Here is a 25862-nt window from a genome sequence, read left to right on the forward strand (position 1 = left end):
TTGTGAGGTGGCTATCACAATTGGCATTGCGGGCAATAAAATGTCGCTCTTTGGCCTTGTCGGATTGTTTTGATTGTTGTTCCGCACAGTCGGCATGGCTGCTCGGTTCGACCATAAACATAGCTATTGATCATAAAATAGCCTTCGCGCCCATCACTATCGACATAATCCTTTAAAGTGCTGCCGCCTGCAGCAATCGCTTCATTGAGTGTTTCTTTTATGGCAGTAAGCAAGTGATTGATTTCACTTTCAGTCAGGCTGCTACCGCTACGGGTCGGGTTAATGCGGGCGCGAAACAGTGATTCTGAGGCGTAAATATTGCCGACGCCGACCACGATGGCGTTATCCATAATCAGCTGTTTAATCGCCGTTTTGCGTGACGCGAGTTTGGCGATGAAGTAGGGCGCATCAAAATCATTCGCTAAAGGCTCTGGGCCAAGTGCTTTCAGTAATGGATGCTCGTTAATTGGGGTATTGCACCAAAGCCAAGAACCAAAGCGGCGCGGGTCATGATACCTCAAGCGTTTGCCATTACTCAGGAGTAGATCAAGATGGTCGTGTTTTTCGGCGGGGAAAGCTTCGGTCAAAATTCGCAAGCTGCCTGACATGCCTAAATGAATAATCAGTGTGCCATGCTCAAAGCCCAGTAGTAAATATTTGGCGCGGCGCGCTATGCTGTATATTGTTTTGCCTGCCAGTAATTGTGGTAAATCTGTGGGAACAGGCCAGCGCAAGCGGCCGTTGCGAACAATGAGTTCGCTTACTGTGGCGTTGAGCAAATGATCGTGAATGCCACGGCGGGTGGTTTCAACTTCGGGTAATTCGGGCATAAAGGCTCTCGTTGGACTTTCGCCCCAAGTTTACCTAATATCGCGTCTTAACTTTCAAATTTTGGAATTGTCTATGTCATTGCGTATGCACTCATTGCTGGCCGTATTGATTGCGGGTTTGACGGGCTGCTCCGCTTTCGGGCCGGTTGCACCGCCGACTGCCGCTTCGGCCGTCGCGCAGGCAGAATTAGACGATTCCGATTCTGCTGCGCGGAATGGGTTTGACCCTGATACGCTGCCCAAGGTTGAGCTGAGCGACGAGTTGCTGATGCGATTTTTGGTTGGCGACGTCGCTGCGCAGCGTGGCAATCCGGCCTTGGGAGCGCAAGCTTGGCTCGATATTGCTAAGCGCACCCAAGATCCGCGCGCTGCGCAACGGGCCACGCAATTGGGCTTAACTGCTGGCCAGTTGGCCCTGGCGCAAGAAGCCGCGCAGTTATGGGTGGCGGGCGCGCCGTATTCGATGCAGGCGCGGCAAATTTTGGTGGGATTATTGATTCGTAGTAAACGTTTGGATCAGGTGGAACCGCATTTACGGATGATGCTGAATGCCAAGCCCGCTGAAATGGCACCATTTTTTATGCAAATGCATCAGTTGTGGGATAAAGACGCTGATCGGGCGGCGGTGATTTCAGTGACCGAGCAATTGACTGAGCCGCATTTAAGCATGCCAGAAGCGCGTTTTGCGCGCGCGGTTGCCTATAGCAACGCCAGCCAAGATCCGCTGGCCTTACAAGAGTTAGACCTCGCTTTGAAATTGCGCCCATCATGGGAGCCTGCGGTTTTATATAAAGTGCAGCTGCTTGGCGGCAAGGACAGCACGGCAGTGCAGCAGCTATTACAGGATGCGGCGAAAGCTCATCCTAAATCGTCGGCCATTTCAATGGCACAAGCGAGAAATCTCGCTGAAAATCAAAACTACACGCAGGCTCAGCAGCAATACGAAGCTGCGTTGGCGCAAGATCCGCAGCAATTGGAGGCCTTGGTCGGCGCAGGGCTTGTGGCGCTGGAGTTGCGCGATTTAGATAAGGCACAAAGCTATCTCGAGCGCGCTGTGACCCTGAGCCCAAAAAGTGTGACGCAGTTGGGGATTTATTTGGGGCAAATTGCCGAGCAACAGCACCGCGACGCAGATGCGATTAAATGGTATCTGCAAGTGGGTGATGAGCAATCGGCCCGCGTCAAAAACCGGTTACCGCGTTTGTATGCCAAAACAGGTCAGCAAAAAGCTGCCGATGCGGCGTTAGCGGCCTTGCCTGCAGAGACCGCTGAGCAGCAAGTGAGCAAGGCGCAGATTGAAGCCCAAGTTTGGCGGGAGCGCAAAGACTTGCCGCGCGCGCGCGACACGATGACGGCGGCCATCGCAAAGCACCCAGATCAAGCCGAATTGTATTACGACCGTTCTTTATACTTGGATTTATTGGGTGATATTGCAGGAGCGGAAGCGGATTTGCGGCGCTATTTAGAACTTAAGCCTGAGCATGTGCAGGGGTTGAATGCTCTTGGGTATATCCTTGCAAACAGGACTGATCGTTTGGCTGAGGCTGATACCCTTCTAACTAAGGCCTTGGCTAAAGATCCAAATAATCCGGTTATTCTCGATAGTATGGGCTGGTTGCGCTTAAAGCAGGGGCAATTAAAAGCTGCGCTTGATTTTCTGAAGCGTGCTTACAATGATTTACCTGACCCAGAAATTGCCGCGCATTATGCCGAGGCCTTGTGGCTGGCTGGTGATAAAAGTAAAGCGCTTGAAGTGCTTGATGCGGCTTCTTTATTAGATGCTGATGACGAAACATTAATCGCGACGCGTAAAAGATTGGGTTTGTAATTGCGCTTTTTGAATATTGTTTTTCTTGGCTTGCTGCTTTTGCTCGCCGCGTGTGCGCAAAAACCGCTGCAGCCACCAAGTCAAGGCTTTGCGGCGCAAGGGCGCGTGAATATTCGCAGTCAAACTGAGGCGAATACCGCCATGTTTGATTGGCTGGCGACGCCTGAGCGCGACGTGCTATCGCTGTCGTCGCCATTGGGTAATACGTTGGCCGAGTTAAGTATCCTGTATCAGCAAGGCGAGATCGTCTCGGCCACGCTTAAGCACGGGCAAACGACTGAGATAGCGCCAGATCCAGAGTCTTTGCTGCAGAATTTAGCGGGTTTGACCCTGCCTGTTTCAGGCATGCGTTGGTGGCTACGAGGCCTGCCCGATCCGCGGATGCCATTTACGCGCACCGATGATTCTTTTAGCCAAAGTGGCTGGTTGGTGACTGCGACCGATTTTCGCGATGGGACTTTGCCGTACAAAATTGAATTAACGCGAGATGATCTACGGATTCGCGTAATGATTAGTGAATGGAGTGCTGCTGTACCATGAGTTTGACCGCTGTGCTTGATGAACCAGGCTTCACTGCATTTCCTGCGCCTGCCAAATTGAATCTGTTTTTGCATATCGTTGGCCGTCGCGCTGATGGGTATCATCTGTTGCAATCGGTGTTTCAGTTGGTGGATGTCCACGATACGATCTATTTGCGGCTGCGCGATGATGGGCAAGTCGTGCATCACAATCCAATGTCAGGGGTTCCCGCTGACACCGATTTAACGGTGCGCGCAGCGCGGTTGCTGCAGTCTAAGTTGTCAGCAAATCACAAATTCGGCGTTGATATTCGTGTCGAAAAACGCTTGCCGATGGGGGGCGGAATGGGGGGCGGTAGTTCGGATGCCGCGACTGTGTTACTTGCGCTTAATCGGCTATGGAATCTCCATCTATCGCGCAGCGATTTAATGGCCTTGGGTTTGCAGCTTGGCGCCGATGTGCCGTTCTTTATTTTTGGGCGTAATGCGTTTGTCGAAGGCATTGGTGAAATCATGACCGAGATTGAAACGCCAGAGCGACTTTTTGTGGTTTTACACCCGCAGGTGCATGTTTCTACACCAGAAATTTTTAAAGACCCTAACTTGACAAGAGATACGCCCTCTATTAAAGTTCGCGACCTCGAAGGTGCTGTGACGCGAAATGACTTAGAGCGCTGCGCAGTGCAAAAGTATCCTGAGATTGGTCGGCATTTGGATTATCTAAATCAATTTGCTCCTGCTAGAATGACCGGATCAGGAAGCTGTGTGTTTGCAGAAATTGCTTCACAAACCGAAGTTGATGCTGTATTATTCGGCCTTCTTGAAAGTATCAACGGTTTTGCAGTAAAGACGCTAAGTCGTCATCCGTTGTACGAATATGCTGATAATTAGCATCAGCAAATAAATCGCTAGGGGAGTCGCCAAGTTGGTTAAGGCACCGGATTTTGATTCCGGCATGCGAAGGTTCGAATCCTTCTTCCCCTGCCACCTATAAAAAGAAAGCGTGTAATTATGTCAATTACACGCTTTTCGTTTTTTCAGGATTTGGAAATGGCTTACGACAGCCTCATGGTATTTACCGGCAACGCCAACCCGCGCCTTGCTGAACGTGTAGTAAATCATCTGGACATCTCATTGGGGCGCGCCACGGTTGGCCGTTTCTCTGACGGTGAAGTGACCGTTGAATTGCTGGAAAACGTTCGCGGCCGTGATGTGTTTGTGCTGCAATCAACCTGTGTGCCGACCAACGACAACATCATGGAAATGATGTTGATGGTCGATTCGCTCAAGCGTGCTTCGGCGGGTCGGATTACCGCAGCGATTCCTTACTTTGGCTATGCTCGCCAAGATCGCCGTCCGCGTTCAGCGCGGGTACCGATTTCGGCCAAAGTGGTTGCCAATATGTTGCAAGTTGCCGGTGTGGATCGTGTATTGACTGTTGACGTACACGCCGATCAAATCCAAGGTTTCTTTGATATTCCGGTCGACAACATCTATTCAACACCGGTGTTGTTGGCGGATATTCGCGCAAAAAATTATGAAAACCTGATGATTGTTTCTCCAGACGTTGGCGGCGTATTGCGCGCCCGTGCGATGGCGAAACAGTTGGGTGTAGATATGGCGATCATCGACAAGCGTCGTCCGAAAGCTAATGTCGCTGAAGTAATGCACATCATCGGTGACGTGAAAGACCGTGATTGCGTGATTATCGACGACATGATTGATACCGCTAATACGCTATGCAAAGCCGCTGAAGCATTGAAAAAATTTGGCGCGAAACGTGTGATGGCTTATGCAACGCATGCGGTGTTCTCTGGAGCTGCTGTGGATCGTATTTTGCAATCGGAATTGGATGAAGTCGTTGTGACTGACACGATTCCGGTCAGCGAAGTGGCACAAGCAAGTGGCCGCGTTCGCGTGGTATCGATTGCCGGTCTGTTGGCCGAAACGATGCGCCGCATTAATAACGAAGAGTCAGTTTCTAGCTTGTTCGTTGATTGATTTGAGAGTGAGGAGTTAGGAGTAAAGTGATAGGGGTAAAGCAGGTGCATTGACGCCTCACACCTCATCACACCTCACACCTCACCACTAATTCAGGGCTTATACCCCGAATCGTATGCTTCTCTGGTCGCGGGGGGCGTATGTTATTTTTCCTATTGGAGTATCACAATGACTTTCGAATTAAAAGCTACAAGCCGCGCAAAGCAGGGCACTGGTGCGAGCCGCCGCCTGCGTAAAGCCGGTCAATTGCCAGGTATCGTTTACGGTGGCGCTGCGGATGCAGTTGCAATCAACCTGGACCACAACAGCATGTACTACACGCTGCAAGACGAAAAATTCCACACTGCTTTGATCAACTTGTCTGTTGACGGCGCAGCTGCTGAGCAAGTGGTTGTACGTGCGGTTCAATACCATCCGTTCAAACAACAAGTTCAACACATCGATTTCCAACGCGTAAGCGCTGAGTCTGTAATCGAATTGCGTATTCCATTGCACTTCGTTGGTGGCGATACTTGCCTCGGCGTTAAGATGCAAGGCGGTTCAATCAGCAACATCTTGAAAGAAGTAATGGTTCGTTGCGTTGCTTCTAAATTGCCAGAATTCATTACTGTTGACCAATCGAAATTGGCTGTAGGTAATTTGTCAGTTCACTTGTCTGACATCGCTTTGCCAGAAGGCGTTCAATTGGTATCGCTATTGCGCGGTGCAGATTTGGCTGTTTCTATGTTGAATGGCGCGAAAGGTTAATATTTAACTTTCGATATTCAACAAAAAACCCGCCGATTCGGCGGGTTTTTTTACGTCGTTTGGCTGGCGCTTATTTTCTGGCGAGCGCGGCGAGTTTGCTGGCGGTTGCACTTGCGCTGAGATTGTCGTTGTGCCAGAACTCATAGACGACCTCAATCCATGCTTTCTTCAAATCATCCTGTACCGCCATATTATGCGCCCAAGATGGCACCAGGCTATTTTTGCTAGAGGCCTGCGTAAAGTCTTGCGCTGAGGCTTTGCCATAGGCGTCGAGCTGGTTTAGATCGATATCAGTGCGGGCTGGAATACTGCCTTTGTGTTTGTTGTAGGCAATTTGTACTTCGGGCGTCATCAGCAGTGTGGCAAAGTCAGTTTGTGCTTTGAGCCGCGCGGCATCTTTTTGCTTGAAGAAAGTAAGTGTATCGGCAGCAAAGCTGTATTCACCATTTTGGGTTGGTGCCGCCCAGAATAGATAATCGGTATTAGCTTGTTTGCCTGCTGTATCAAATTCACCTTTGACCCAATCGCCCATTAATTGCATCGCTGCACGGCCGTTAATAATATCGGCCGTAACCAAGTTCCATTCACGACCGACCGGATCGACGGAGCAAAACGGTTTAATTCGGCGGAACATTTCAAGGGCTTTGATAGTTTGGGCGCCAGAGAGGGCGGATTGATCAAGCTTACTAAATGCATTGATATAGTGATTGGCGCCACATACCCCAAGAGTTACCGCTTCAAATAAAGTTGCTACTTGCCATTTGACTTCACTATGCGCAATCGGTGTGATGTCAGCAGCTTGTAGACGTTCGCAAAGCTGAATAAATTCATCCCACGTGCTCGGTGCGCGAACTTGGTTGATCCGACGCATAATTGCCGCATTGACCCAAAGCACGTTGACGCGAGCAACGCCCAGCGGTACGGCAACATAATGTCCTTCGGCATGCATTTGGTCATCTAGGACTTTGGGCAGAATTTGGTTCCACTGCTGTTCATGCGCGAGTGAATCTAGATTGGCAAAGATGTCTCGTCCGGTCCAATTTTGGATTTTGACGCCACCAATCGCAACCGCGGTCGGTAGGTTGCCCGCTTCGACTGCTTTTTTCAGCATGCCGGGTACATCTTTACCGCTGTGACTATCGGACCAGTGGTGGTTAATTTTATTCAAGCGCGCTTTGATGTCGGCGACGGCGCGAAAACCACTGGCAGCGAACCAGCCATGCAAGACTTCAATATCGCCGAGTTGAAATTTACCCACGGCCTCCATTAATTCGCGGGCACGACCATCTAATTGTTCTAATGCGCGCTTGGCTTGTTGTAATGCCGAATCACTGGATTGGCTCATATTGTTAATTTGTTCGACTGAGCGCGCCATCGTCGTGCTGGCCGCGGTTTGCTCGCGAGTTGAATCGGCGATTTCTTTTACCACGGTCACAACGGTGGACATCCGATCGCCGATGGTGAGCATTTGCTGCCGAGCCTCTTCGGCGCGCTCGGCACTACCAGTAATGCGGCCTGCGGTGCTATTCATCGATGCAACGACATTTTGGGTTTCACGATCGACCGTTTCGATGCGTTCGGTGATTTCAACCGTCGCACTGGCGCTGCGCTCAGCGAGTTTACGTACTTCATCAGCGACTACCGCAAAACCACGTCCTTGTTCACCGGCTCGGGCGGCTTCGATGGCGGCATTCAGAGCGAGCAAATTAGTTTGCTGGGCAATGTCTTTAATGACGCTGACGATGGTGCCGATTTCTTGCGAGTGTTTACTCAGTGTATTCATGGTTTCGCCGAGTAATTGAAACGAGGCGGTCATTTGACCAACTTCATCGGCCACACCTTGCACGGCAGCTGCGCTGATACTGGAAAGCCCTTGCGTTTCGCCGACGGTTTGGTCTACGTCATTGGCATTGTCCGCAATATGGGTGATGCTGACGGTGATTTCCTCGACTGCCGCGGCGGTGGCGGCAGCATAGTCCGATTGAGTGTGGCTGTCTTTGACTAATTGGCCGGTAACGGTAGTGAGTTCACGTAGTCCGAGCGAAAGACCTTCCATATCGCGCTGCACTTCACGGAAAGTTGCTTGCAGGTTTTGGCTGTATTGATTAAAGGCTTGGGCAATTTCACCAAACTCATCGTGGGAATCAATCGCAATTCGTGTATTGAGGTCGCCACCGCTCGCTGCGAGACTTTGCATGGTGTTGCAAAGCCGCTTTAAAGGGCTCAGTTGGAAATGGACTGCAACAAACAACAGTCCTGCTGTGATCGGAATTCCGAGCAAGCAGGGCAACCACACCGAGCCTGAGTATTGAACGGCACTGATAATTGCGGCTAAGCAAACAATATTAATAGCAAGACAAATGGCCATTAAGCGCTGACTAACTGACATACTTATCTCCTAACTCGCGCAGAATTACGACGCGCGTTAAAGCAGTGTGTGCAAAGGGTAAAAAAATATAGTTTTACTTAGTATCGTACATAACTAGGGATGCGCTGTAATTATTCGTCTTTTTTTTATCAATCTAAACACTTTGCCTTGTCTTTACTCCCACTCGAATACTTTTTGCAGTTAGACAGCTGCGTTGAATACATCGATATGAATGTTACGATGCCGTAGATTGGCTGGCGCAGGTATCATAGTGCTCTTATTCAGCGTTGTTGTATTGAGGGTAGGATGGCGATTAAGTTGATAGTGGGTTTGGGGAATCCCGGAGCAGAGTATGAAGCGACGCGGCACAATGCTGGGTTTTGGCTAGTTGATCACTTGGCGAGGGATGGGCAAATTGTTTTGCGCCATGATAGTAAATTTCATGGTTTATGCGGCCGCGTCAAAATCGCCGGACAGGATGTTTGGTTGTTACAACCGCAGACATTTATGAATCGCAGCGGGCTGGCGGTCGTGGCTTTGGCGCAGTTTTATAAAATATTGCCGGATGAAATATTGGTTGTACACGACGAATTGGATATTGCTCCGGGCTTGGTGAAGCTGAAACAAGGCGGGGGTAACGGCGGGCACAATGGCTTGAAAGATATTCAAGCGCATTTATCAACACCGAGTTTTTGGCGTTTACGCTTAGGAATTGGTCATCCAGGTAATAAAAATGAAGTGGCTAATTTCGTACTGAAGCCGCCGCGCAAAGAAGAGCAAGAGTTGATTGATGATGCGATTTTAAAATCGCTAGCGGTGTTGCCCAAGATTATTCAGGGTCAAACTGGACCTGCAATGAGTCTTTTGCATACGGATGAGTCCAAGAAGCGAGAGCACAAGCCTGCACCTTAATTGTGTTATGTATTGCCTTGAAGTTATTGCTTCTTATTGCTCTGCTTTATATACCCTATGGATAGTTATGAATGGTAAAGTGATGCCAGTCAATTTGGTGACTGGATTTCTCGGAGTGGGTAAGACCACCGCTGTGATGAATTTATTAGCGCAAAAGCCTGCGGATGAGTATTGGGCGATTGTTGTGAATGAGTTTGGGGAAGTGGGGATCGATGGTGCAACGCTTTCCTCATTGGGTGAGGATTTGCAAGTGGCCGAAGTGCCCGGTGGGTGCATTTGCTGTACAACGAGCCCGATGCTGCGTGTGACTTTGGGAAAGCTAGCACGCGGAAAACGCCCTGATCGCTTATTAATTGAGCCATCAGGCTTGGGGCATCCTGCGGGAATCATTGATTTATTGCGTGACCCAATGTTGGCTAGTGCTTTTGAGGTGTGCGCCGTCGTCACCTTGCTCGACCCACGTCACTTGGCTGACCAGCGTTATACTTTGCATGAAACATGGCGTGATCAATTGCAGTTGGCTGATGTGTTGGTGATTAACAAATGTGATATTGCGGATGAAGCGCAAATTACCCATGCCGAAGCGATGGGCAGAGCATTTTTTCCGCCCAAATTAGCGATGGTACGCAGTGTAAAGGGGCAATTCTCACCTGAGCTTTTGGATTTAGAACTACACCCTGAACGTTGGCCCGATGCATTAGAAAACTCGCATTTGCAAGGGGCTCAGTATGGCGCTTACTCGCCTGCTCTTAATTACCCTAGCAAGTTAAAGAGCGGAGCTGCAAAAGCATCGCTTGAGCCTAAGGTGTGGCCGATTTGCAAAACGCAGTCGAGTTTGGGTTCGCACAGTTGTGGTTGGATTTTTGCACCCGATGCATTGTTTAGCAGTAGCAAAGTGGCGGATTTATTTACTGCGCTGTCGAATCCTACCATGTTGGGGTTGCAGGGATTGACGCGCGGCAAGGGGATTTTTAATACTGAGCGAGATTGGTATCGCTTTGATTGGGTGGATGGCATGAGTAGCGCAGCGCCAACCGCATATCGACGCGATAGTCGTTTTGAAGTGATTGTTGAGAGCGAACAAGCGCCTGATTGGTCCTTATTGACTGAGGCGTTAATGGCGACGTTAATTAACTCGCCAGTGCTGACCTAATTTGAAACATATACGCATCGACCATATCGCCGTGCCCAGCGTCGCGCATTGCTTTTTGCCAGCGGTCGATGCAGAAATTCATGTCTTCTGCGCTGCTCATGACATCAAACACATCGCTGAGCATAAATTCCAATTTATTCGATAAGTACGCTTGATCTGTCATTGCCATAATCCGGCGGACTTTATTGCGCGCACTCGCGCTGGGTAGCGTTTGAGCTTGATTGAGCACTGGGCTGGCTGTTGCTGCGGCTGGCGTAGTCGCTGTGCTAGGTCGAGCGACAGGTGGGCGCAGATCATCTGCGCCAGTGTTTACGATTAATTGCAATTCCATCAATTGCAGCAGCTGCTTTGTTAACTCTTCTGGATCGGGTTGTAGCCCAAGTAAGTCATCAAAGCGTTTATGCCCATCAATCATGATGAGGATTTGGCGCAGGCGAATTGGAAATCCGGCGCTGCGGCTTTGGACTTCTCGCAGACCGGCTTCGGTTTTGCTAAAGATGGTATTGGTATTCATAAGCAATCTCAGAGCTTCTTTGCCGCAGCGTATATTAAAATAAGCGTTTTATAATATCGGGGTTATACCTTGTTGAATGTAAAGAAATATTGCAGTGCACTATGGTTTTGAGGCAAGGAGCAAGCGAATTTGTGTGAGTTGCTGCTCTGCGTAGCGCATTTTTCCTTGGTTTAGTAATTCTTCGTACCACTTCGCAATCAGTTGTTCTAGCTCTTGTCGGGTTTTTGCCTGATCGAAATCAGATTGGAGTGTTGTTGTAAAATCACCACCTAAATACAGCATATTGCCTTGTTGTAATATGCTTCTGATCTCGGCGAGGGCTGCTGGATTGGGTAGGGGCTGATTGGCGGTTAGATCTTGAATCACCGGGGCGTCGTGCTGCGTAATCAGTCCAGCCGCTTCTAATTTCTCAAGACGAAGCAGAAGATCTGCTAACGGCATCAATTTGCTTAGAGCTTCGACGCTCATTTGGCCATCAATCACGATTAATAGTTGTCGTTCACGAAAGCTCAAATTCGCGCTTCGGCTTGAGATTTCTTGTTGCCCAGCTGCCGTTTTTTCGTAGAAAGCATGTGCCATGATGACCTCGATTAAGCGTTTAGCTTAATTCAAGACCTTGCTGAATGTACAAGGTGGAAAAAAAGCCGCTCAATAAGATGAGCGGCTTTTTTGGTTTCAGGCTGCAGTTTATAACCCGCCATAAGAATGAAGGCCAGATAAAAACATATTCACGCCAATAAAGGCAAATGTCGTGACAAATAAGCCAATAACCGCCCACCAGGCGAGCACGTCACCACGCCAGCCTTTGATGAGTCGAACGTGCAACCACGCGGCATAGTTGAGCCACACAATCAGCGCCCAAGTTTCTTTTGGATCCCAGCTCCAATAGCCACCCCAAGCATCTGCCGCCCACATCGCACCGAGCACGGTCGCAATCGTGAAGAACAAAAAGCCGACGGCGATGGCCTTGTACATCACTTCACCGAGCGTATCGTAGCTTGGTAGTTTATCGCGCAAAATACCACGAGCAGATAAGAGCTGTGCCATGCCAAGCATCGCGGCAATCGCAAAGCTACCATAACCAACAAAATTGGCTGGCACATGAATTTTCATCCACCATGATTGCAGAGCTGGAATTAAAGGTTGGATTTCATGGGCTTGTCGATCCAGTGAATACCACAGAATAAAGCCCACTGCGGCGGAGATCACCAGCAGCACAAAAGCGCCCATGCTTTTAGCTGCAAATTTGGCTTCATAATACAAATACATTAATGCGGTGATCAGGCAGAACAAGATAAATACTTCATACAAATTCGATACTGGAATGTGTCCCACATCAGCACCGATGAGGTAGCTTTCATACCAGCGCACCAATTTTGAAATCATTGCTGCGCTAGCCGCAGCCCAGGTCAGACCGCTTGCTATGCTCAGTGCGGTGTTGGATTTACGCAGTAAACCCACCCAGTACATGATGGTGGCAAGGAAAAACAGCACACTCATCCACAGCACTGCCGATTGGCTGGCCAGCACATACTTGAGCCAAAAAGCAGTTTGGCCTCGGCTTAAATCGCCGTCGTATAAATTGATCGCGACCAAAGAGAGTGCCGCGCAAACCGGGAAAAAAATGCGCATCGCTGGCCAAAACCAGCCAAACCAAATCAGCCCTGCCACGCTGCCGAGCAAGATGCCTTGTTCGTAGTAATCAAGGTAGTTGTGATATTTTTGCCACGCGATGAGGGCGGAGCCGCAAATCACAATGCTAAACAGCAGGTCGATCCAGTTAAAGCGGCGGTTTTTTAAGCTCAAGGTATTCATTTTCACGTAGCTCAGTGTGTTGACTGGGTGGTGGAGGTGAGTGCTGCAATATGGGCGGCAAATTCGCGATCTAAGTCCGCCGTTTTGCGGTTGCTACTCATCGCAATCAGGGTGTTGCTTGGGCTAATTCGAACCCACAAACGATTTTCTCGAATGTAAAACATGCAGAAAATGCCGATGATTAGCAGTAAAGAACCAAGGTAGACCACATTCTTGCCTGGTGAACGTGTCAGCTGAAAGCCGCTGGATTTGACTTCATTAAATCCATTTAGGGTCAGCAAGGTCGGCGAGCCGTAATCAAAAAGGCTGCTGGTTGCGACTAAGCTATCCATCAGGAAGCGATATTGTGCTTCGCTGACTGCAATTGGCGGCAAGCCCGCTTGTTCTTGTGCGACATCCATCGTGTCAATTGCAGCGCTTTGTAATACTTTCAAATAAGTTTGTGCCACGGTTTGCCGTTGTTCTTTTGGCACTTTTTCATTTAAAAAGCGTTCAATCGCAGGAAAGCCGCCTTGGCTAAATTGGGTTAATACGCCTTGGGTGATGTCTGCAAATTGTGCCTCACCCGCTTTGGAGACGCCACCTGCTGCGAGCGCTTTTGCCGCTGTTCGTTTGGCAATCTCTGCGTGCAGTTCAGGATTTAGCAGTGCTGATCTAAAACGCATATAGTGATCAAGGCGCATATCTTCATCAAGGGGTATACGTGTGAATCTAAACGGAGCTGAAACTTCTCGACGCATACCTGTTAGAAAATAACTTGCATCAGCCACTGTGAATGGCTGCATATAATTTTGGTATTCAACGGCTTGCCCGGTGTTATCACGGATTTTGAACTGAATCGTTGGGCCGAGGTTACGTAAGTTTTTATCGCTTTTGACCGATTGCGCTGAGGCCAGTGCTGTTTGAAATTGATTAACCGCTACGGTCGAAGTGTCTTCCGTTGGTTTGGCTAGGGTTTCAATATTGAATGGACGCAGGTCACCGATTTCCAAGCGGAATTGCTCTTTGCCAATCTCGAGTGCCAGTTCGCTTTGTGATTGTGCTTTTAATTGAGATTGTTGGTGGGTGTTGAGATTCCATTGGATAAAGTCGAGTCCCGAACCGCCGTCACCAAAGCTTGCTTGATAAATCGCGATGCCATCAACAATCAAAGGATGATTTACTTTGACGGTGCCGCTTTGTCTTAATTCGCCCGTTTTCAGATCGAGTACATCAACATCGCTGGCAAATAGTTTGGGCATGCCCGTTGAATAATGCTCGATATGGAATTTTTTTAGTTTGAGGATAAATGGCAGCTCTTGCACAAAGTAGCCATTGCCGGAATTTAAAAAAATCACGCTGGCGGAGCTGCCTTCGCTCAAGTTGACATTGCCACGAAACGAAAGGTTGTTCGAAGCAAGGCGAGACTGCTCTGGGATTTGGCTTTGTGGAATATTACGCGTTTCAGAGGTTTTAATCTTGAGCATTTCCATGACTTTGAGTGGCAAGTTACCATCCATCAAGCCACCAATACAAATCACGACAATTGCCGAATGCGTAAATAAATAGCCAAGCCGCTGCCAGCTCCCTTTTTTTGCGGCAACGAGGGTGGCGTCGCCATCAGCCCGCACGCGATAGCGGTAGCCGTGTTCAGTTAGATGGGCAAGAACTTGGCTTTGTTCTAATGGCGTATCCGTTTCGTGATGATGCGACATCAGGCGTAGCGAGTTTTGGCTGGCTTTTTCGCGGTAGCTGCGAATTTCGCGCATCAAGCCGGGGAAGTGTCGCCAAATGCACAAGCAAGTAGAGAAGACTAAAAACGCCAGAATGACTAAAAACCACCCCGAATGGTAAACATCAAACAAGCCGAGCGGCTCAAAAATAGCAAACCAAAAATCACCAAATTCAACGCGGTAATTCACATAAGGTTCATTTTGTTTGAGTACTGTGCCAATAATTGAAGCAATCGCCAGAATGGTCAGTAAGCTAATGGCAAAGCGCATGGACGATAGTAAATCGAACAGCGCACGACGAAATGTGGTGGTTTTTTGTGTCATTGTAAAATCAAAAAAGGGGCGAATCGCCCCCTTTAGTACGCGAAAGCCGGAATGAGTTCCGGACTACGCTTAGTGAATCGATTGAATGAATTCAGCAACCGCTTTAATTTCTGCATCAGACAATTTAGCGGCGATTTCAGTCATAGGTAAATTATTGGTGCGCTCGCCATCACGGAAAGCTTTCAACTGTGCAATGGTATATGCACTATGTTGACCGCTCACGAGAGGATATTGTGATGGAATCCCCGCGCCCGCTGGGCCATGACAGGCCATACAGGCAGGAACACTCTTCGCTGCAATGCCGCCACGATAGATTTTTTTGCCAGCTTCAATCAACGCCTTATCAGATGCACCGCGTTGTTTAGGTTTTTGCTGGCTAAAATAAGCCGCAACATTAGCCATATCTGCATCGGATAATGGCGTTGCCATGCCGAGCATGATTGGATTTTTACGTTTTTGGCTTTTGAATTCTTGTAACTGTTTGATGATATAGTCTGGGTGTTGTCCCGCAAGGCTTGGATTAGCGCTGGCAGCACTATTACCGTCTGCGCCGTGACATGCTGCGCAAACTTGTTCTGCGATGACCTTGCCTTTGCTCGGATCGCCTTTCAGGTTAGCCGCGTAAACGGCTGGTGACATCATCAAAAGTGCTGCAATGCTCACTGCAACAGACATGCTGCGCATATATCCGCTCCCGTATGTGGAGAACGTCGGTCTAAGGTGCCGACGATAATCATGTAAATACTGGTATTCTATAGCAAGACTCCGATACAAACCACAATGGCACCTACAGATGTCCCTATTTCAAGGTTTACAGTTCCTCACAACTGTTAATGATTTAAAAACTTTACCGCATGAAGGCTTAGAAGTTGCCTTTGCTGGGCGTTCTAATGCGGGTAAATCAAGTGCAATCAATACGCTGGCGAATGTGACTCGTTTGGCTTATGTCTCTAAGACTCCGGGGCGAACGCAGCACATCAATTATTTTGATTTTGGTAATGAGCGGCGACTAGTTGATTTGCCAGGATACGGTTATGCAGAGGTTCCAGAACGAGTGCGCAAACACTGGCAAGGCTTATTGGCACAGTATTTGTCGCATCGTGATAATTTAATTGGTTTGGTGCTAATTATGGACAGTCGACGCCCATTAACAGAACTAGATCGAAATATGCTGGCGTGGTTTAGGCCAACTGGAAAGCCAATTCATTGTGTATTGACCAAGTCTGATAAATTAAACAATCAAGAAAAAGTGTTGGCATTACGTACAGTGAAGGCAGAATTTGCTGACGATGCGATGATTACAGTGCAGCTGTTTTCTAGCCTAAAAAAACAAGGTGTCGATGAGGTCGAGCGGGTGGTGGGAAGTTGGTTTGCGGCATCGCAAGAGCCACAATCCCTTGCTGAACCGACGGGCGGTGATTCAATTTCTTGATGTTTCAGGAAGAAAAACTATCTTAATCAAAGGTGCGCCCCTGCACCTCCCGCTTTTCCTCCCTGAGCGGGGCTTCGTATCATCGAAGCGCTCTATATAGCCCCGATCTAGTACATTTCTGGTCGGGGTTTCTTTTTTTAGCCTATTTGTGGTGAAGTTTGGCGGCAAATGCCAACACCCACCGTTATTAGCCTTGTCTAATATCTCTCACTGGCATTATGATTTTCCAATATGTATAAACTGTTCATCAGTTCACCTGTGGTAGGTGTACTATCTTGATAGCGCTGAGTTGACTAAGAAATTAGTCTTAGTCAATAAGTAATGGGGAAAGCTAATGTCTAGTCTTGCTGGTATTAAGGTGATGGTTATCGATGACAGCAATACCATTCGACGCAGCGCTGAAATATTCTTAGGGCAAGCTGGATGCTCTGTGATTTTGGCTGAAGATGGTTTTGATGCGTTAGCTAAAATTACTGACAATCACCCTGATGTTATTTTTGTGGATGTGATGATGCCCCGCTTGGACGGTTATCAGACTTGCGCCTTAATCAAAAAAAATCCGCGATTTAAATCTACTCCCGTGGTGATGTTGTCCTCAAAAGATGGCTTGTTTGACCGAGCTCGCGGTCGTATGGTTGGCTCTGATGAGTACTTAACCAAACCGTTTACCAAAGACAGCCTATTGGCTGCTGTAGGCACTCACGCGACGAGTGCGACCTAATCTAAAACTAATGGAATTAAATTATGACGATCAAAAAGATTCTGATTGTGGATGACTCGCCAACCGAGCGTCATTTTTTGGGTGAATTACTCACTAAGAATGGGTTTCAAATTATTACTTTAGAGTCTGGCGAAGAGGCTGTTGCTCGCACAAAAGAAATTATGCCCGATTTAATTTTGATGGATGTGGTGATGCCTGGTATGAATGGATTTCAGGCGACCCGGACTATTACGCGGGATGAGGCAACTAAGAATATTCCGATTATTATGTGCACATCAAAGAATCAAGAAACCGATATGGTGTGGGCAAAGCGCCAAGGCGCAACTGAATATGTGGTTAAGCCTGTTGATCCACAAGAATTGCTGAATAAAATCGCCTCGCTTTAAGGCGAGGCAGTCGAGGGTGTCATATGGCTAAGCGAATCTCTGAGCGAGTGAGTTTGCGTGAGTACCAACAAGGGGTAATGCAGCGCCTACAAACGGCGACGACGGTCGCACAGGTCGATGCCCGCTTGGGTTTGCAAATTGGCAATGACAACTGGCTGGTGGATTTAGCCGATGTGTCCGAGGTTATGCCTGTTCCTGCTGTTGCAAGTGTGCCGTTGGCGCACTCATGGTTTAAAGGGGTTGCCAATATTCGCGGTAATTTAGTGAGTGTAGTTGATTTACCAGCCTTCTTTGGTCAGCAGCATCAAGGATTTACAATGCTTGCTCGTTTGGTGCTACTGCAGCCTCGACATTTGCCGCATGCTTCTGTGCTGGTCAACAAAATGATGGGTTTAAAGCATTTGGCAGATTTAGAACTACAAAGCTTAAGTGGTGCCGAGCCTGCGTGGGTGAGTGGTAAGTATAAAGATGCAACAGGTCAGTTGTGGCAAGTTTTGGATGTGGTGAAATTAGTGAATGAGCCTGCTTTTTTGCAGACAGGGATAGCATAAAAAAATTAAAAGTCACTCAGGGGTGGCGCGGGAGGTAGCATGGCAGTGATGGAACGCATCAAGGGCTTGTTTTCAGGTAGCGACAAGGCGGGTAAATCTCGGTCGGGAGAAAGTAAAACATCATTCGACCCCTCTAGAACGACATGGATTCTAGATAAGATTCGTTTACCTGAGGGCGATGACGCCCAATCGCTTAAACCTGTTCCATTGATAGGCCATCTTCCTGCTCGCCAGCAAATGGCTATTTTTCTCGTTGCAATGGTGCTGAGTGTTGCATTGTTTGCCGTTACCGCCTTCCTTTCATTCCGCTCAAGTAGTATCAATGCAGAAAATCAAGCAACAGCAACTGAAATGCAGATGTTGTCGCAGCGTATTGCGCGAGCATCAACTCAAGCCGTACGTGGCAACCCCGAGGCTTTTAAAATATTGGAAGAGTCTTACAACCGTTTTAATGATAACTTGACCCGATTAATGGACAGACAAAGTGTCTGGAATATTTTTCAAGTTTCAGGTTCTGAACAATTAGCGCAAATTGAATCCGTTTGGAATACCTCATTTCGTCCCAATCCAAGCCGTCCTACGGTTGACACGATTCTGAAGCAAAAAGCCTCATTGATGTCGGTTGGTAATAGTGTTGAAGGTATTAATAGTAATGATGCCAAATTGCTAGAACAAACTCAGCAATTTGCCTCTCTGTTGGCCGATAGTGGTGGTACTTTGCGTGAGTTGGATTATGCAAATCAGTTGGCGATGTTGTCACAACGGACATCAAAAAATGCCAATGCAATGCTAGCGAGTGAACTGATTAATCCTGAAGTGGTGTTTTTATTAGGTAAAGACGTATCAACGTTTAATGAAATTGTTAAATCTTTCTTGGATGGCAATCCAGATTTACAAATTCGCCCAGTTACCACGACAGAAATGGCGAAAAAACTAGAGCAAATTCAAGTCTTGTTCAAAGATTTTGAGGTGGTCGTTAGTGCATTCTCGAAGAATATGCAGCCATTGGTTAATACGCGTTTGGCAAATCAAGCGATTGTGCGCGATTCAGAAAAGCTGTTGACCGATACTAAATCGCTTGCTGAACAATACAGTAACTCAGTCGGCGGTTTTATCGTTGGCTTGGTTGAGATTATTTTGATTGCGATTGCGCTTGCCTCCTTGTTGTTGCTAGTTCGCGTGTTTAACCAAGAGTCAGTAAAACGCCGCTTGGCATCGGAAGCTGAAAACCGTAAAAATCAGGATGCGATTTTGCGATTGTTGAATGAGATGGGCGATTTGGCTGATGGTGATTTGACGATTCGTGCGTCGGTGACCGAAGACTTAACAGGCGCGATTGCGGACTCTATTAACTTCACGATTGAAGAGCTGCGTACACTGATTACCGGTATTAACCGGGCAACCGAGAAAGTGAATGCCTCATCCGCAGAAGCGCAACAAATTTCAACTGAATTGTTGTCTGCCGCCGAGCGCCAATCGCGTGAGATTGAAACAACTAACCGCAATGTCGCGCAAATCGTTAGTTCGATTCAAGGTGTTTCAAGTACAGCTGCGGAATCTGCCAACGTGGCGAAAACTTCGCTATCCGCTGCGGAGTTAGGTGCAGAGGCAGTAAATAATCAGATTAAAGGGATGGGCGAGATTCGTGAGCAGATTCAAGAAACTGCGAAACGAATTAAACGTCTCGGCGAATCGTCACAAGAGATTGGCGAGATCGTTGAATTGATTTCTGACATTACCGAACAGACCAACGTTTTGGCCTTGAATGCTGCGATTCAAGCTGCCGCCGCGGGTGAGGCAGGCCGCGGTTTCTCGGTGGTTGCCGAAGAGGTTCAGCGTCTTGCGGAGCGTTCGGGTGAGGCGACTAAGCAGATCGGTGCGATTGTGAAAACGATTCAGGCCGATACGCATGATGCGGTTGCTGCGATGGAGTTATCGACGCAAGGTGTGGTTGAAGGGGCGAAACTGTCAGATGCTGCAGGTAATGCTCTGGCAGAAATCGGTAAGGTTTCCCATGAATTGGCGCGATTGATTGGCTCAATTGCTCACGAGACAGAAGATCAAACCCAATTGGCAACTCAAGTTAGTAAAACGATGCGTGATATTTTGGCGATTACAGAACAAACCACAGCAGGTACTCAACAATCTGCTGCGGCAGTCGGTCAGTTAACAGGCCTTGCTGCTGAGTTGAAAGCATCGGTTTCTGGTTTCAAACTGTCCTAATTAATCTTTAGGCCGCCCTGTATAGGTCGGCCTTCATCATGGAGCCCGCCATGAGTATGCATACCGAATTTGATAAGGGCTCTTTGTTGTGGGTCAAGGCTGAAATTGATAGCACCTTGGCCCGCGCCAGTGATGCGCTTTCGCAATACACCACCAACAAAGATGCTGCAGTACTAAAACACGCAAAGACCCATTTGCACCAAGCCTATGGTGCGCTTGATTTGGTTGAATTGACTGGCTTAGCACGATTTTGTGAAGAAGTTGAGCAGGTTTTATTGGTGTTAGAGAACGGCGAGCACGATGCTGTTGGCTTACCGTTGGTATTGCGTGCGATTCAGGAAATTGGGCAATACTTAGATCGCCTCACGGCAGGCATGCCCAATATTCCTTTGTCTTTGCTGCCTACTTTCCGTGAGCTTGCGCAGTTACGCGGGGGAAGCTCATCGGGCTCCGAATTGTATTTCCCGCAGTTTTTACTAAATATGCCGGCGGGTTTACCGCAAAAAACGACTAGCGTTGCTGAAATGGCTCAAGTCATTAAACAACAACGGATGCGCTATGAAAGTGGCTTATTGCGCTGGTTAAAAGGGCAAAAAGAAGTCGCGCCAGTGATGGCTGCGAGTTTGGCCGAGTTGGCCAAGCATCAAACTAGTACTCTGCCACGCAATTTTTGGTGGTCTGCTGCAGCACTGGTTGATGGCTTGGCGACCAATCGTGCTGAAGTCGATTTAGATCCACAACAAGTGTTATTGCGCTTGAACTTGCAAATTCGCCGCCTTGCCGATGGTTCCAGCAAAGTTGCAGAAAGATTGTTTCGCGATATTTTGTACCTATTGCCGCAATTGGATTGTGATAGCGCCTTGGCGCGTCGCTTGGCGAGTGAATTTGATTTAAGTGATTTATTTCCAAACGCACAAACGGTGATGTCTGCTGAGGCAATGGCTTCAGAGCAAGTAGCACGCTCGTTGCGTGATGAATTGTCGCAGGCAAAAGAAGCTTGGTCACGTGTTGCCGCTGGTAATTTGGAAAAAACAGCCACAGTTCGTCAGTTGATTCAGCAACTGGCTACTAAATCTGCGCCATTAAATATTGATGGTTTAGGCTCACTCTGGGATGGCTTATTAACTGCTATTTCGCAAGGTCAATCTAGCCAAGATTTAGCGCTTGAGATTGCCACAGGCTTGTTGCTTGCTGACAATGCCTTGGCGATTTATCCGAGTCATGCAGAAGATTTTGCGCAGCAAGTGAGCGCTTTATTACGTCGATTAAGTGATCCAAGTGCGAGCAATGAATTGCCGCATCTCGATGAAATCAGTCGTGAAGCGCAGGATCGCTTACTGCTATCGCAGCTTGCGCTTGAAATGCGCAGTAATTTGCTGGCGATTGAAGAGATATTGGATGCGTTTTTCCGTAATGCAGAAGAGCGTCATGCCTTAGTTGAAATCGAACCAATGTTGCGTCAGGTGCAAGGTGCTCTGATGATGCTGGATCGACAAACCGCGGTTGATCTGACTCACGAATGTTTGCTGCGGATTGCTCATCATGCCGGTACCGAGGCAAATCCAGAGCAGCACGAATTAGAAGAGTTGGCTGAAGCTTTATCAGCGCTTGGATTTTACGTTAATGATTTGGCACAAGAGCGTGACGACGAAGCTGCGCTATTGCCGTTGTTGCAACGCTTAACAGGTCATGTTGATGACGTTGCGGTGGTCGATGAGTTTGTTGCGCTAGAAGCAGAGCCAGAGTTGGCCACGCCAGCTACTGAGCCAGTGAAAGAAGTGGCTGCAGAGCCGGTCGTTGAATCTCGTGCAATGCCGATTTCCGAGGCTGCAATTGATGCAGAGTTGCTTGAGGTTTACCTAGAAGAAGCTGTTGAAGTCTTGGCAACGATTGAAAGCCAGCAAGTTTTATTGCATAGCAATCCGCAAGACCGGGAAGCCTTTACCACGATGCGCCGTAGTTTCCATACGCTTAAGGGTAGTGGGCGGATGGTTGGTTTGTATCAATTGGGTGAAGTTGCATGGTCAATTGAACAACTGCTCAATAAATGGCTGCAACTGGATAAACCCGCGTCTGAGCGTTTGTTGGCCTTACTCGATTTTACTCATTTAGCTTTTGTTGGCTGGGTCGATCAACTTCAAAAGAGTGGTCAAGTTGAAGTTGAAGCTAGTGCTATTGAAACCGAGGCGTTGGCGCTACGTAATGAAGTAGAGGTGGCTGATGATGAAGAGGAAATTGCAGTCGCAGCCGCTACGTCTGAAGTAGAAATGACTGTTTCCGATGATGTTCATATCGGTGAAGTGACGGTATCGGCGACCTTATTTACTATTTTCTGTGAAGAAGCGCGGAAGTACCTAAGTGCTTTATCGCACGGTGTAGAAGTGTTGGCCGAATCAGGTGAGGTGGATGCCAATTTTATCTTGGCCGCACATACCCTAGGGGGGATTACCTCTACAGCTGGCTTTAGACCTCAGGGTGAGCTGGCATACGCTACTGAACATGCTTTGCAGCAGCTCTCGCAAGTGGGGCGTGAGCAGGTACCATTGTTTGCTGAAGCGGTGAGTACACTGCATGCGATGATGGCGAGTATTTTTGCCGAACAAATCCCTGCTGTTGCGCCTGAACTGATTGCACGCTTGGAGGCTTTGCAAGCAGAGTCCGCCGAGATGGTGCTTGAAGAAGAACCGAGCTTGGAACTTGACTCGGCCGAGTCAAGCGCGCCGATCAATATTGAACATAATCCAGCTTTTGTGGTCGACTTGGTAGAAGACACTCAGCAGGTTCAAGCGGAAGAGACGGCAGAGTTGCTAGCCTTGGATTTGCCTGAGTTGGACTTAGAGCTCGGTGGCGATTCCGCGCTGACACTCGATGATGCTTTCGAGTTGGAAGAGGCTACTGAACCTTTAGCAAGCTTTGCTTTGCCAGAGGTGGAAGCCGATGAGCCAATAGAAGTCGCTTTAGATGCCGCCGAATCAGAACTTGCTGCGCTTGATTTAAGTTTAGCTCAGGAAGATGCGCAGGCTGCGGGTGAGCAGCCGCAGGTGGACGAGTTGGCCACGCAGATTGAATCACTAGAGGACAGCAATGCGCTTATTTCGGTACCGGCCGATGTATCGGCTGACGCTGATTTACCTTTGCTTGATTTGGTCTTATCAGAGGAAGTTACACTAGAAGCAGAAGCAGAAGCAGAAGCAGAAGCAGAAGCAGAAGCAGAAGCAGAAGCAGAAGCAGAAGCAGAAGCAGAAGCAGAAGCAGAAGCAGAAGCCGACATTACATTCGATGAATTGGTTCTCACTGAAGAAGTGGAGCTGCCTACGGATGCACAGGTAATAGCAACGAGCGAGTCTGAGTTGATCGCCGTACCCGAAGCATTTGTCGCCACGGATCTGATCGGTAACTTGGGGCTGAGCACTGCCGCCGAGATTGATGAATCATCCCCGCTAGCACAATTGGTTTCTAGCGATGATACGCTCAATGCTGCGCGTGCAGAGCTGGATGCCACGCTGATTGATGATATCGACGATCAGCTGTTGCCGATTTTCATTGAGGAGAGCGAAGAGTTATTACCGCAACTGAGCCATGACTTGCGTTTATTGAGCGAAGGTTCAGACCACGGTGTAGTCTTGCAGCAAATCAAACGTACTCTGCACACGGTAAAAGGCAGCGCCCGGATGAGCGGTGCGATGCGTATGGGTGAAGCCGCGCATCGGATGGAGTCGCGGCTAGTTGAGGCGGTTGAAGTCAATCCAGAGTTATTGGCTCGTTTGGAAGGCGATTACGATTTATTACTCGCTTTGTTTGCTGAACTCACCGAACCCGCTAAACCAGAGGAAGTCGCGGAGGTTAGTACAGGGGCGGTGCCTGTTGTCCCGAAATTGCTGGCCGCAGCAGAAACCGATAATAAAACGGTGATCCGCGTTAAATCAGAATTGGTTGATCAATTGGTCAATCAGGCCGGTGAAGTGGCGATTTCGCGTACGCGAATTGAAGCAGAAATGCTGATGTTCAAGAGCTCATTGCTTGATTTGACTGAGAACGTGGCGCGGTTACGCACGCAATTGCGCGAGCTGGAAATTCAAGCCGAAACGCAAATGCAGGCGCGGGAAAAAGAAGTGCAAGAAATGCACACCAGCTTTGATCCACTGGAGTTTGACCGCTTTAGCCGTTTGCAAGAGCTGACCCGCTTTATGGCCGAAAGTGTCAATGACGTGGGTACGGTGCAGCAAAGTTTGCTCAAAAATTTGGATGAATCGTCAGCTGCGCTGTTGGCGCAATCTCGAATGACCAAAGAATTGCAGCAAAGCTTGATGCGTGTGCGCATGGTGCCATTCTCTAGTGTTTCTGATCGTCTATATCGCTTGACGCGTCAAGCGGGTAAAGAAGTTGGCAAGAAGGTCAACTTGGAGCTCAAAGGCGGCCGCGTTGAGATTGATCGTGGTGTGCTCGATAAAATGATTTCACCGTTTGAGCACATGCTGCGCAATGCGATTGACCACGGTTTAGAGCCTAGTGAAGACCGTGTTCGCCAAGGCAAGAGCGAGTTTGGTGAAATTCTGATTGAAGTTCGCCAAGAGGGTAATGAGCTGGTCTTGTTGCTTAAAGATGATGGTAAAGGCCTTGATCTACAGCGAATTCGCCAGAAAGGTTTGGATAAAGGCTTGATTAGCGCAGATCAGCTTGTTTCTGATAATGATCTATGCCATTTGATTTTTGAGCCGGGTTTCTCAACCGCGTCGACGGTCACGCAATTGTCTGGTCGCGGCATTGGCATGGACGTGGTGAAGAACGAAGTCAGCAATTTGGGCGGTAAGATTGATGTATCGACCGTTGCTGGTCAAAGCACGACTTTTGTGATTCATTTGCCGTTGACATTGGCGGTAGCGCAAGTGCTGCTGGTGAAGGCAGGCGAGCGTTTGATTGCGATTCCGTCGGTGATGATTGAGCAAGTGCAAGAGTTGAAATCCGATGCTCTGGCGCGGCTTTATGAAAATCGTGAACAAGAATGGCTGGGGCAGCGCTATCGCTTCGCTTACTTGCCGCGTTTATTGGGCGATGTGGCAGCGATTCCGGAGCAAAAACGTTATTCAACGGTGATTTTATTGCGCTCAGGCGCAGAGCGAATTGCACTCCACGTTGACCTGTTGGTAAAAAACCAAGAGGTGGTGGTGAAGCCAATTGGTCCACAATTAGCGCGGATTCCGGGTGTGGTTGGGGCTACGGTGCTCGGTACCGGTGAGATCGTCATGATCATGAATCCGTTGGCCTTGTTGGCACAATCAGCGCAAATTACCGCTCAGGTTCAATCTGTCGATACCTCGCATCAAGCACAACCGACGATGCCAGAACAATTATCGACCGCACCGGTGGTGATGGTGGTCGATGATTCATTAACGGTACGCAAGATTACGGGACGTTTATTGGCGCGTGAGGGCTTCCAAGTCGTGACCGCCAAAGACGGTGTTGACGCCTTGCAGCAATTGCACGATGTGAAACCTGCGGTGATGTTAGTCGATATCGAAATGCCACGGATGGATGGTTTTGAGTTAACGCGTAATGTACGCGTGGCCGACGATACTAAACATATCCCGATTATCATGATTACATCGCGGACGGCTGAGAAGCATAAAAAGTATGCGTTTGAGTTGGGCGTGAATGCGTATCTAGGTAAACCGTATCAGGAAGACGAGTTGCTCGGTTTGATTCGCCGCTTAGTTGCTGAATCGGCTGCATAAGTTCTTTTGATTGAAATAGATCGATTCGGTTAATAAAAAAACCGCTCATTAATATGGAGCGGTTTTTTTATTGTTTTGGTATTGTCATCTAGCTT

Annotated in this window: 20 protein-coding genes and 1 tRNA gene; 14 read left to right on the top strand and 7 right to left on the bottom strand. The window is 48.4% G+C overall.

Translation table 11 applies throughout. The features are described 5' to 3' along the window. Window positions 1-14: 14 nt before the first annotated feature. Entirely contained in the window at window positions 15-830 is an 816-nt protein-coding gene (gene mutM / locus GM173_RS12805) for a bifunctional DNA-formamidopyrimidine glycosylase/DNA-(apurinic or apyrimidinic site) lyase (RefSeq protein WP_203571777.1), read from the bottom strand. Between the two features lie 73 nt (window positions 831-903). Between mutM and GM173_RS12810 the strand changes: the two genes are divergently transcribed. The 6 genes from GM173_RS12810 to GM173_RS12835 all read left to right on the top strand — a co-directional run bounded on the left by GM173_RS12810 (window position 904) and on the right by GM173_RS12835 (window position 5924). Beyond that, complete coding sequence (locus GM173_RS12810; protein WP_203571778.1) at window positions 904-2658, top strand: tetratricopeptide repeat protein; 1755 nt, start codon at window positions 904-906, stop codon at window positions 2656-2658. Next, complete coding sequence (lolB, locus tag GM173_RS12815; protein WP_203571779.1) at window positions 2659-3198, top strand: lipoprotein insertase outer membrane protein LolB; 540 nt, start codon at window positions 2659-2661, stop codon at window positions 3196-3198. Beyond that, complete coding sequence (ispE, locus tag GM173_RS12820; RefSeq protein ID WP_203571780.1) at window positions 3195-4067, top strand: 4-(cytidine 5'-diphospho)-2-C-methyl-D-erythritol kinase; 873 nt, start codon at window positions 3195-3197, stop codon at window positions 4065-4067. Before lolB ends, ispE begins: the two co-directional genes overlap by 4 nt. A 19-nt stretch (window positions 4068-4086) precedes the next feature. Next, window positions 4087-4163 (top strand) — tRNA-Gln (locus tag GM173_RS12825). Between the two features lie 63 nt (window positions 4164-4226). Next, window positions 4227-5177, top strand: a complete 951-nt coding sequence (locus GM173_RS12830; RefSeq protein WP_203571781.1) for a ribose-phosphate pyrophosphokinase — start codon at window positions 4227-4229, stop codon at window positions 5175-5177. Window positions 5178-5345: 168 nt separating this feature from the next. Further along, window positions 5346-5924, top strand: a complete 579-nt coding sequence (locus tag GM173_RS12835; RefSeq protein ID WP_203571782.1) for a 50S ribosomal protein L25/general stress protein Ctc — start codon at window positions 5346-5348, stop codon at window positions 5922-5924. 70 nt (window positions 5925-5994) lie between these two features. Here GM173_RS12835 and GM173_RS12840 read toward each other — a convergent pair whose 3' ends face one another. Beyond that, window positions 5995-8313, bottom strand: coding sequence for an extracellular solute-binding protein (locus tag GM173_RS12840; protein WP_203571783.1), 2319 nt, complete (start codon window positions 8311-8313; stop codon window positions 5995-5997). A 285-nt stretch (window positions 8314-8598) separates the two neighbouring features. On the opposite strand from GM173_RS12840, the gene pth reads away from it, so the two are divergent. Further along, complete coding sequence (gene pth, locus GM173_RS12845) at window positions 8599-9204, top strand: aminoacyl-tRNA hydrolase (protein WP_203571784.1); 606 nt, start codon at window positions 8599-8601, stop codon at window positions 9202-9204. Window positions 9205-9271: 67 nt separating this feature from the next. After that, window positions 9272-10357: a CobW family GTP-binding protein gene (locus GM173_RS12850; RefSeq protein WP_203571785.1), complete on the top strand. Its 1086-nt coding sequence runs from the start codon at window positions 9272-9274 to the stop codon at window positions 10355-10357. On the opposite strand, the gene GM173_RS12855 is transcribed toward GM173_RS12850, so the two are convergent. The 5 genes from GM173_RS12855 to GM173_RS12875 all read right to left on the bottom strand — a co-directional run bounded on the left by GM173_RS12855 (window position 10335) and on the right by GM173_RS12875 (window position 15406). Continuing rightward, complete coding sequence (locus GM173_RS12855; RefSeq protein ID WP_203571786.1) at window positions 10335-10871, bottom strand: hypothetical protein; 537 nt, start codon at window positions 10869-10871, stop codon at window positions 10335-10337. The genes GM173_RS12850 and GM173_RS12855 overlap by 23 nt on opposite strands. Window positions 10872-10970: 99 nt before the next feature. Next, a complete protein-coding gene (locus tag GM173_RS12860) occupies window positions 10971-11450 on the bottom strand; it encodes a hypothetical protein (protein WP_203571787.1) in 480 nt (159 codons plus the stop codon). A 108-nt stretch (window positions 11451-11558) separates the two neighbouring features. Continuing rightward, window positions 11559-12686, bottom strand: a complete 1128-nt coding sequence (gene ccsB, locus GM173_RS12865) for a c-type cytochrome biogenesis protein CcsB (protein ID WP_203571788.1) — start codon at window positions 12684-12686, stop codon at window positions 11559-11561. Window positions 12687-12697: 11 nt separating this feature from the next. Next, window positions 12698-14722 (bottom strand): cytochrome c biogenesis protein ResB, encoded by a 2025-nt coding sequence (locus tag GM173_RS12870; RefSeq protein WP_203571789.1) that lies wholly within the window; start codon window positions 14720-14722, stop codon window positions 12698-12700. Window positions 14723-14791: 69 nt separating this feature from the next. Further along, entirely contained in the window at window positions 14792-15406 is a 615-nt protein-coding gene (locus GM173_RS12875) for a c-type cytochrome (protein ID WP_373309381.1), read from the bottom strand. Window positions 15407-15515: 109 nt separating this feature from the next. Between GM173_RS12875 and yihA the strand changes: the two genes are divergently transcribed. From yihA to GM173_RS12905, 6 genes are all read left to right on the top strand, one after another. After that, entirely contained in the window at window positions 15516-16154 is a 639-nt protein-coding gene (gene yihA / locus GM173_RS12880) for a ribosome biogenesis GTP-binding protein YihA/YsxC (protein ID WP_203571790.1), read from the top strand. Between the two features lie 334 nt (window positions 16155-16488). Next, a complete protein-coding gene (gene pilG, locus GM173_RS12885; protein ID WP_203571791.1) occupies window positions 16489-16875 on the top strand; it encodes a response regulator in 387 nt (128 codons plus the stop codon). A gap of 23 nt (window positions 16876-16898) precedes the next feature. Continuing rightward, the gene (locus GM173_RS12890; RefSeq protein ID WP_239078511.1) at window positions 16899-17261 is read left to right on the top strand and encodes a response regulator; all 363 of its coding nucleotides are present in this window, start codon (window positions 16899-16901) and stop codon (window positions 17259-17261) included. Window positions 17262-17284: 23 nt separating this feature from the next. After that, window positions 17285-17812, top strand: a complete 528-nt coding sequence (locus GM173_RS12895; protein WP_203571792.1) for a chemotaxis protein CheW — start codon at window positions 17285-17287, stop codon at window positions 17810-17812. Window positions 17813-17851: 39 nt separating this feature from the next. Then, window positions 17852-20035 carry a methyl-accepting chemotaxis protein gene (locus GM173_RS12900; RefSeq protein WP_239078512.1) on the top strand — a complete coding sequence of 728 codons (2184 nt, stop codon included), beginning with the start codon at window positions 17852-17854 and terminating at the stop codon, window positions 20033-20035. A gap of 50 nt (window positions 20036-20085) precedes the next feature. Further along, window positions 20086-25767, top strand: coding sequence for a hybrid sensor histidine kinase/response regulator (locus GM173_RS12905; RefSeq protein WP_203571793.1), 5682 nt, complete (start codon window positions 20086-20088; stop codon window positions 25765-25767). Window positions 25768-25862 lie beyond the last annotated feature (95 nt).

Origin of the sequence: Deefgea chitinilytica (assembly GCF_016881405.1) — a bacterium.
GTDB lineage: Bacteria > Pseudomonadota > Gammaproteobacteria > Burkholderiales > Chitinibacteraceae > Deefgea > Deefgea chitinilytica.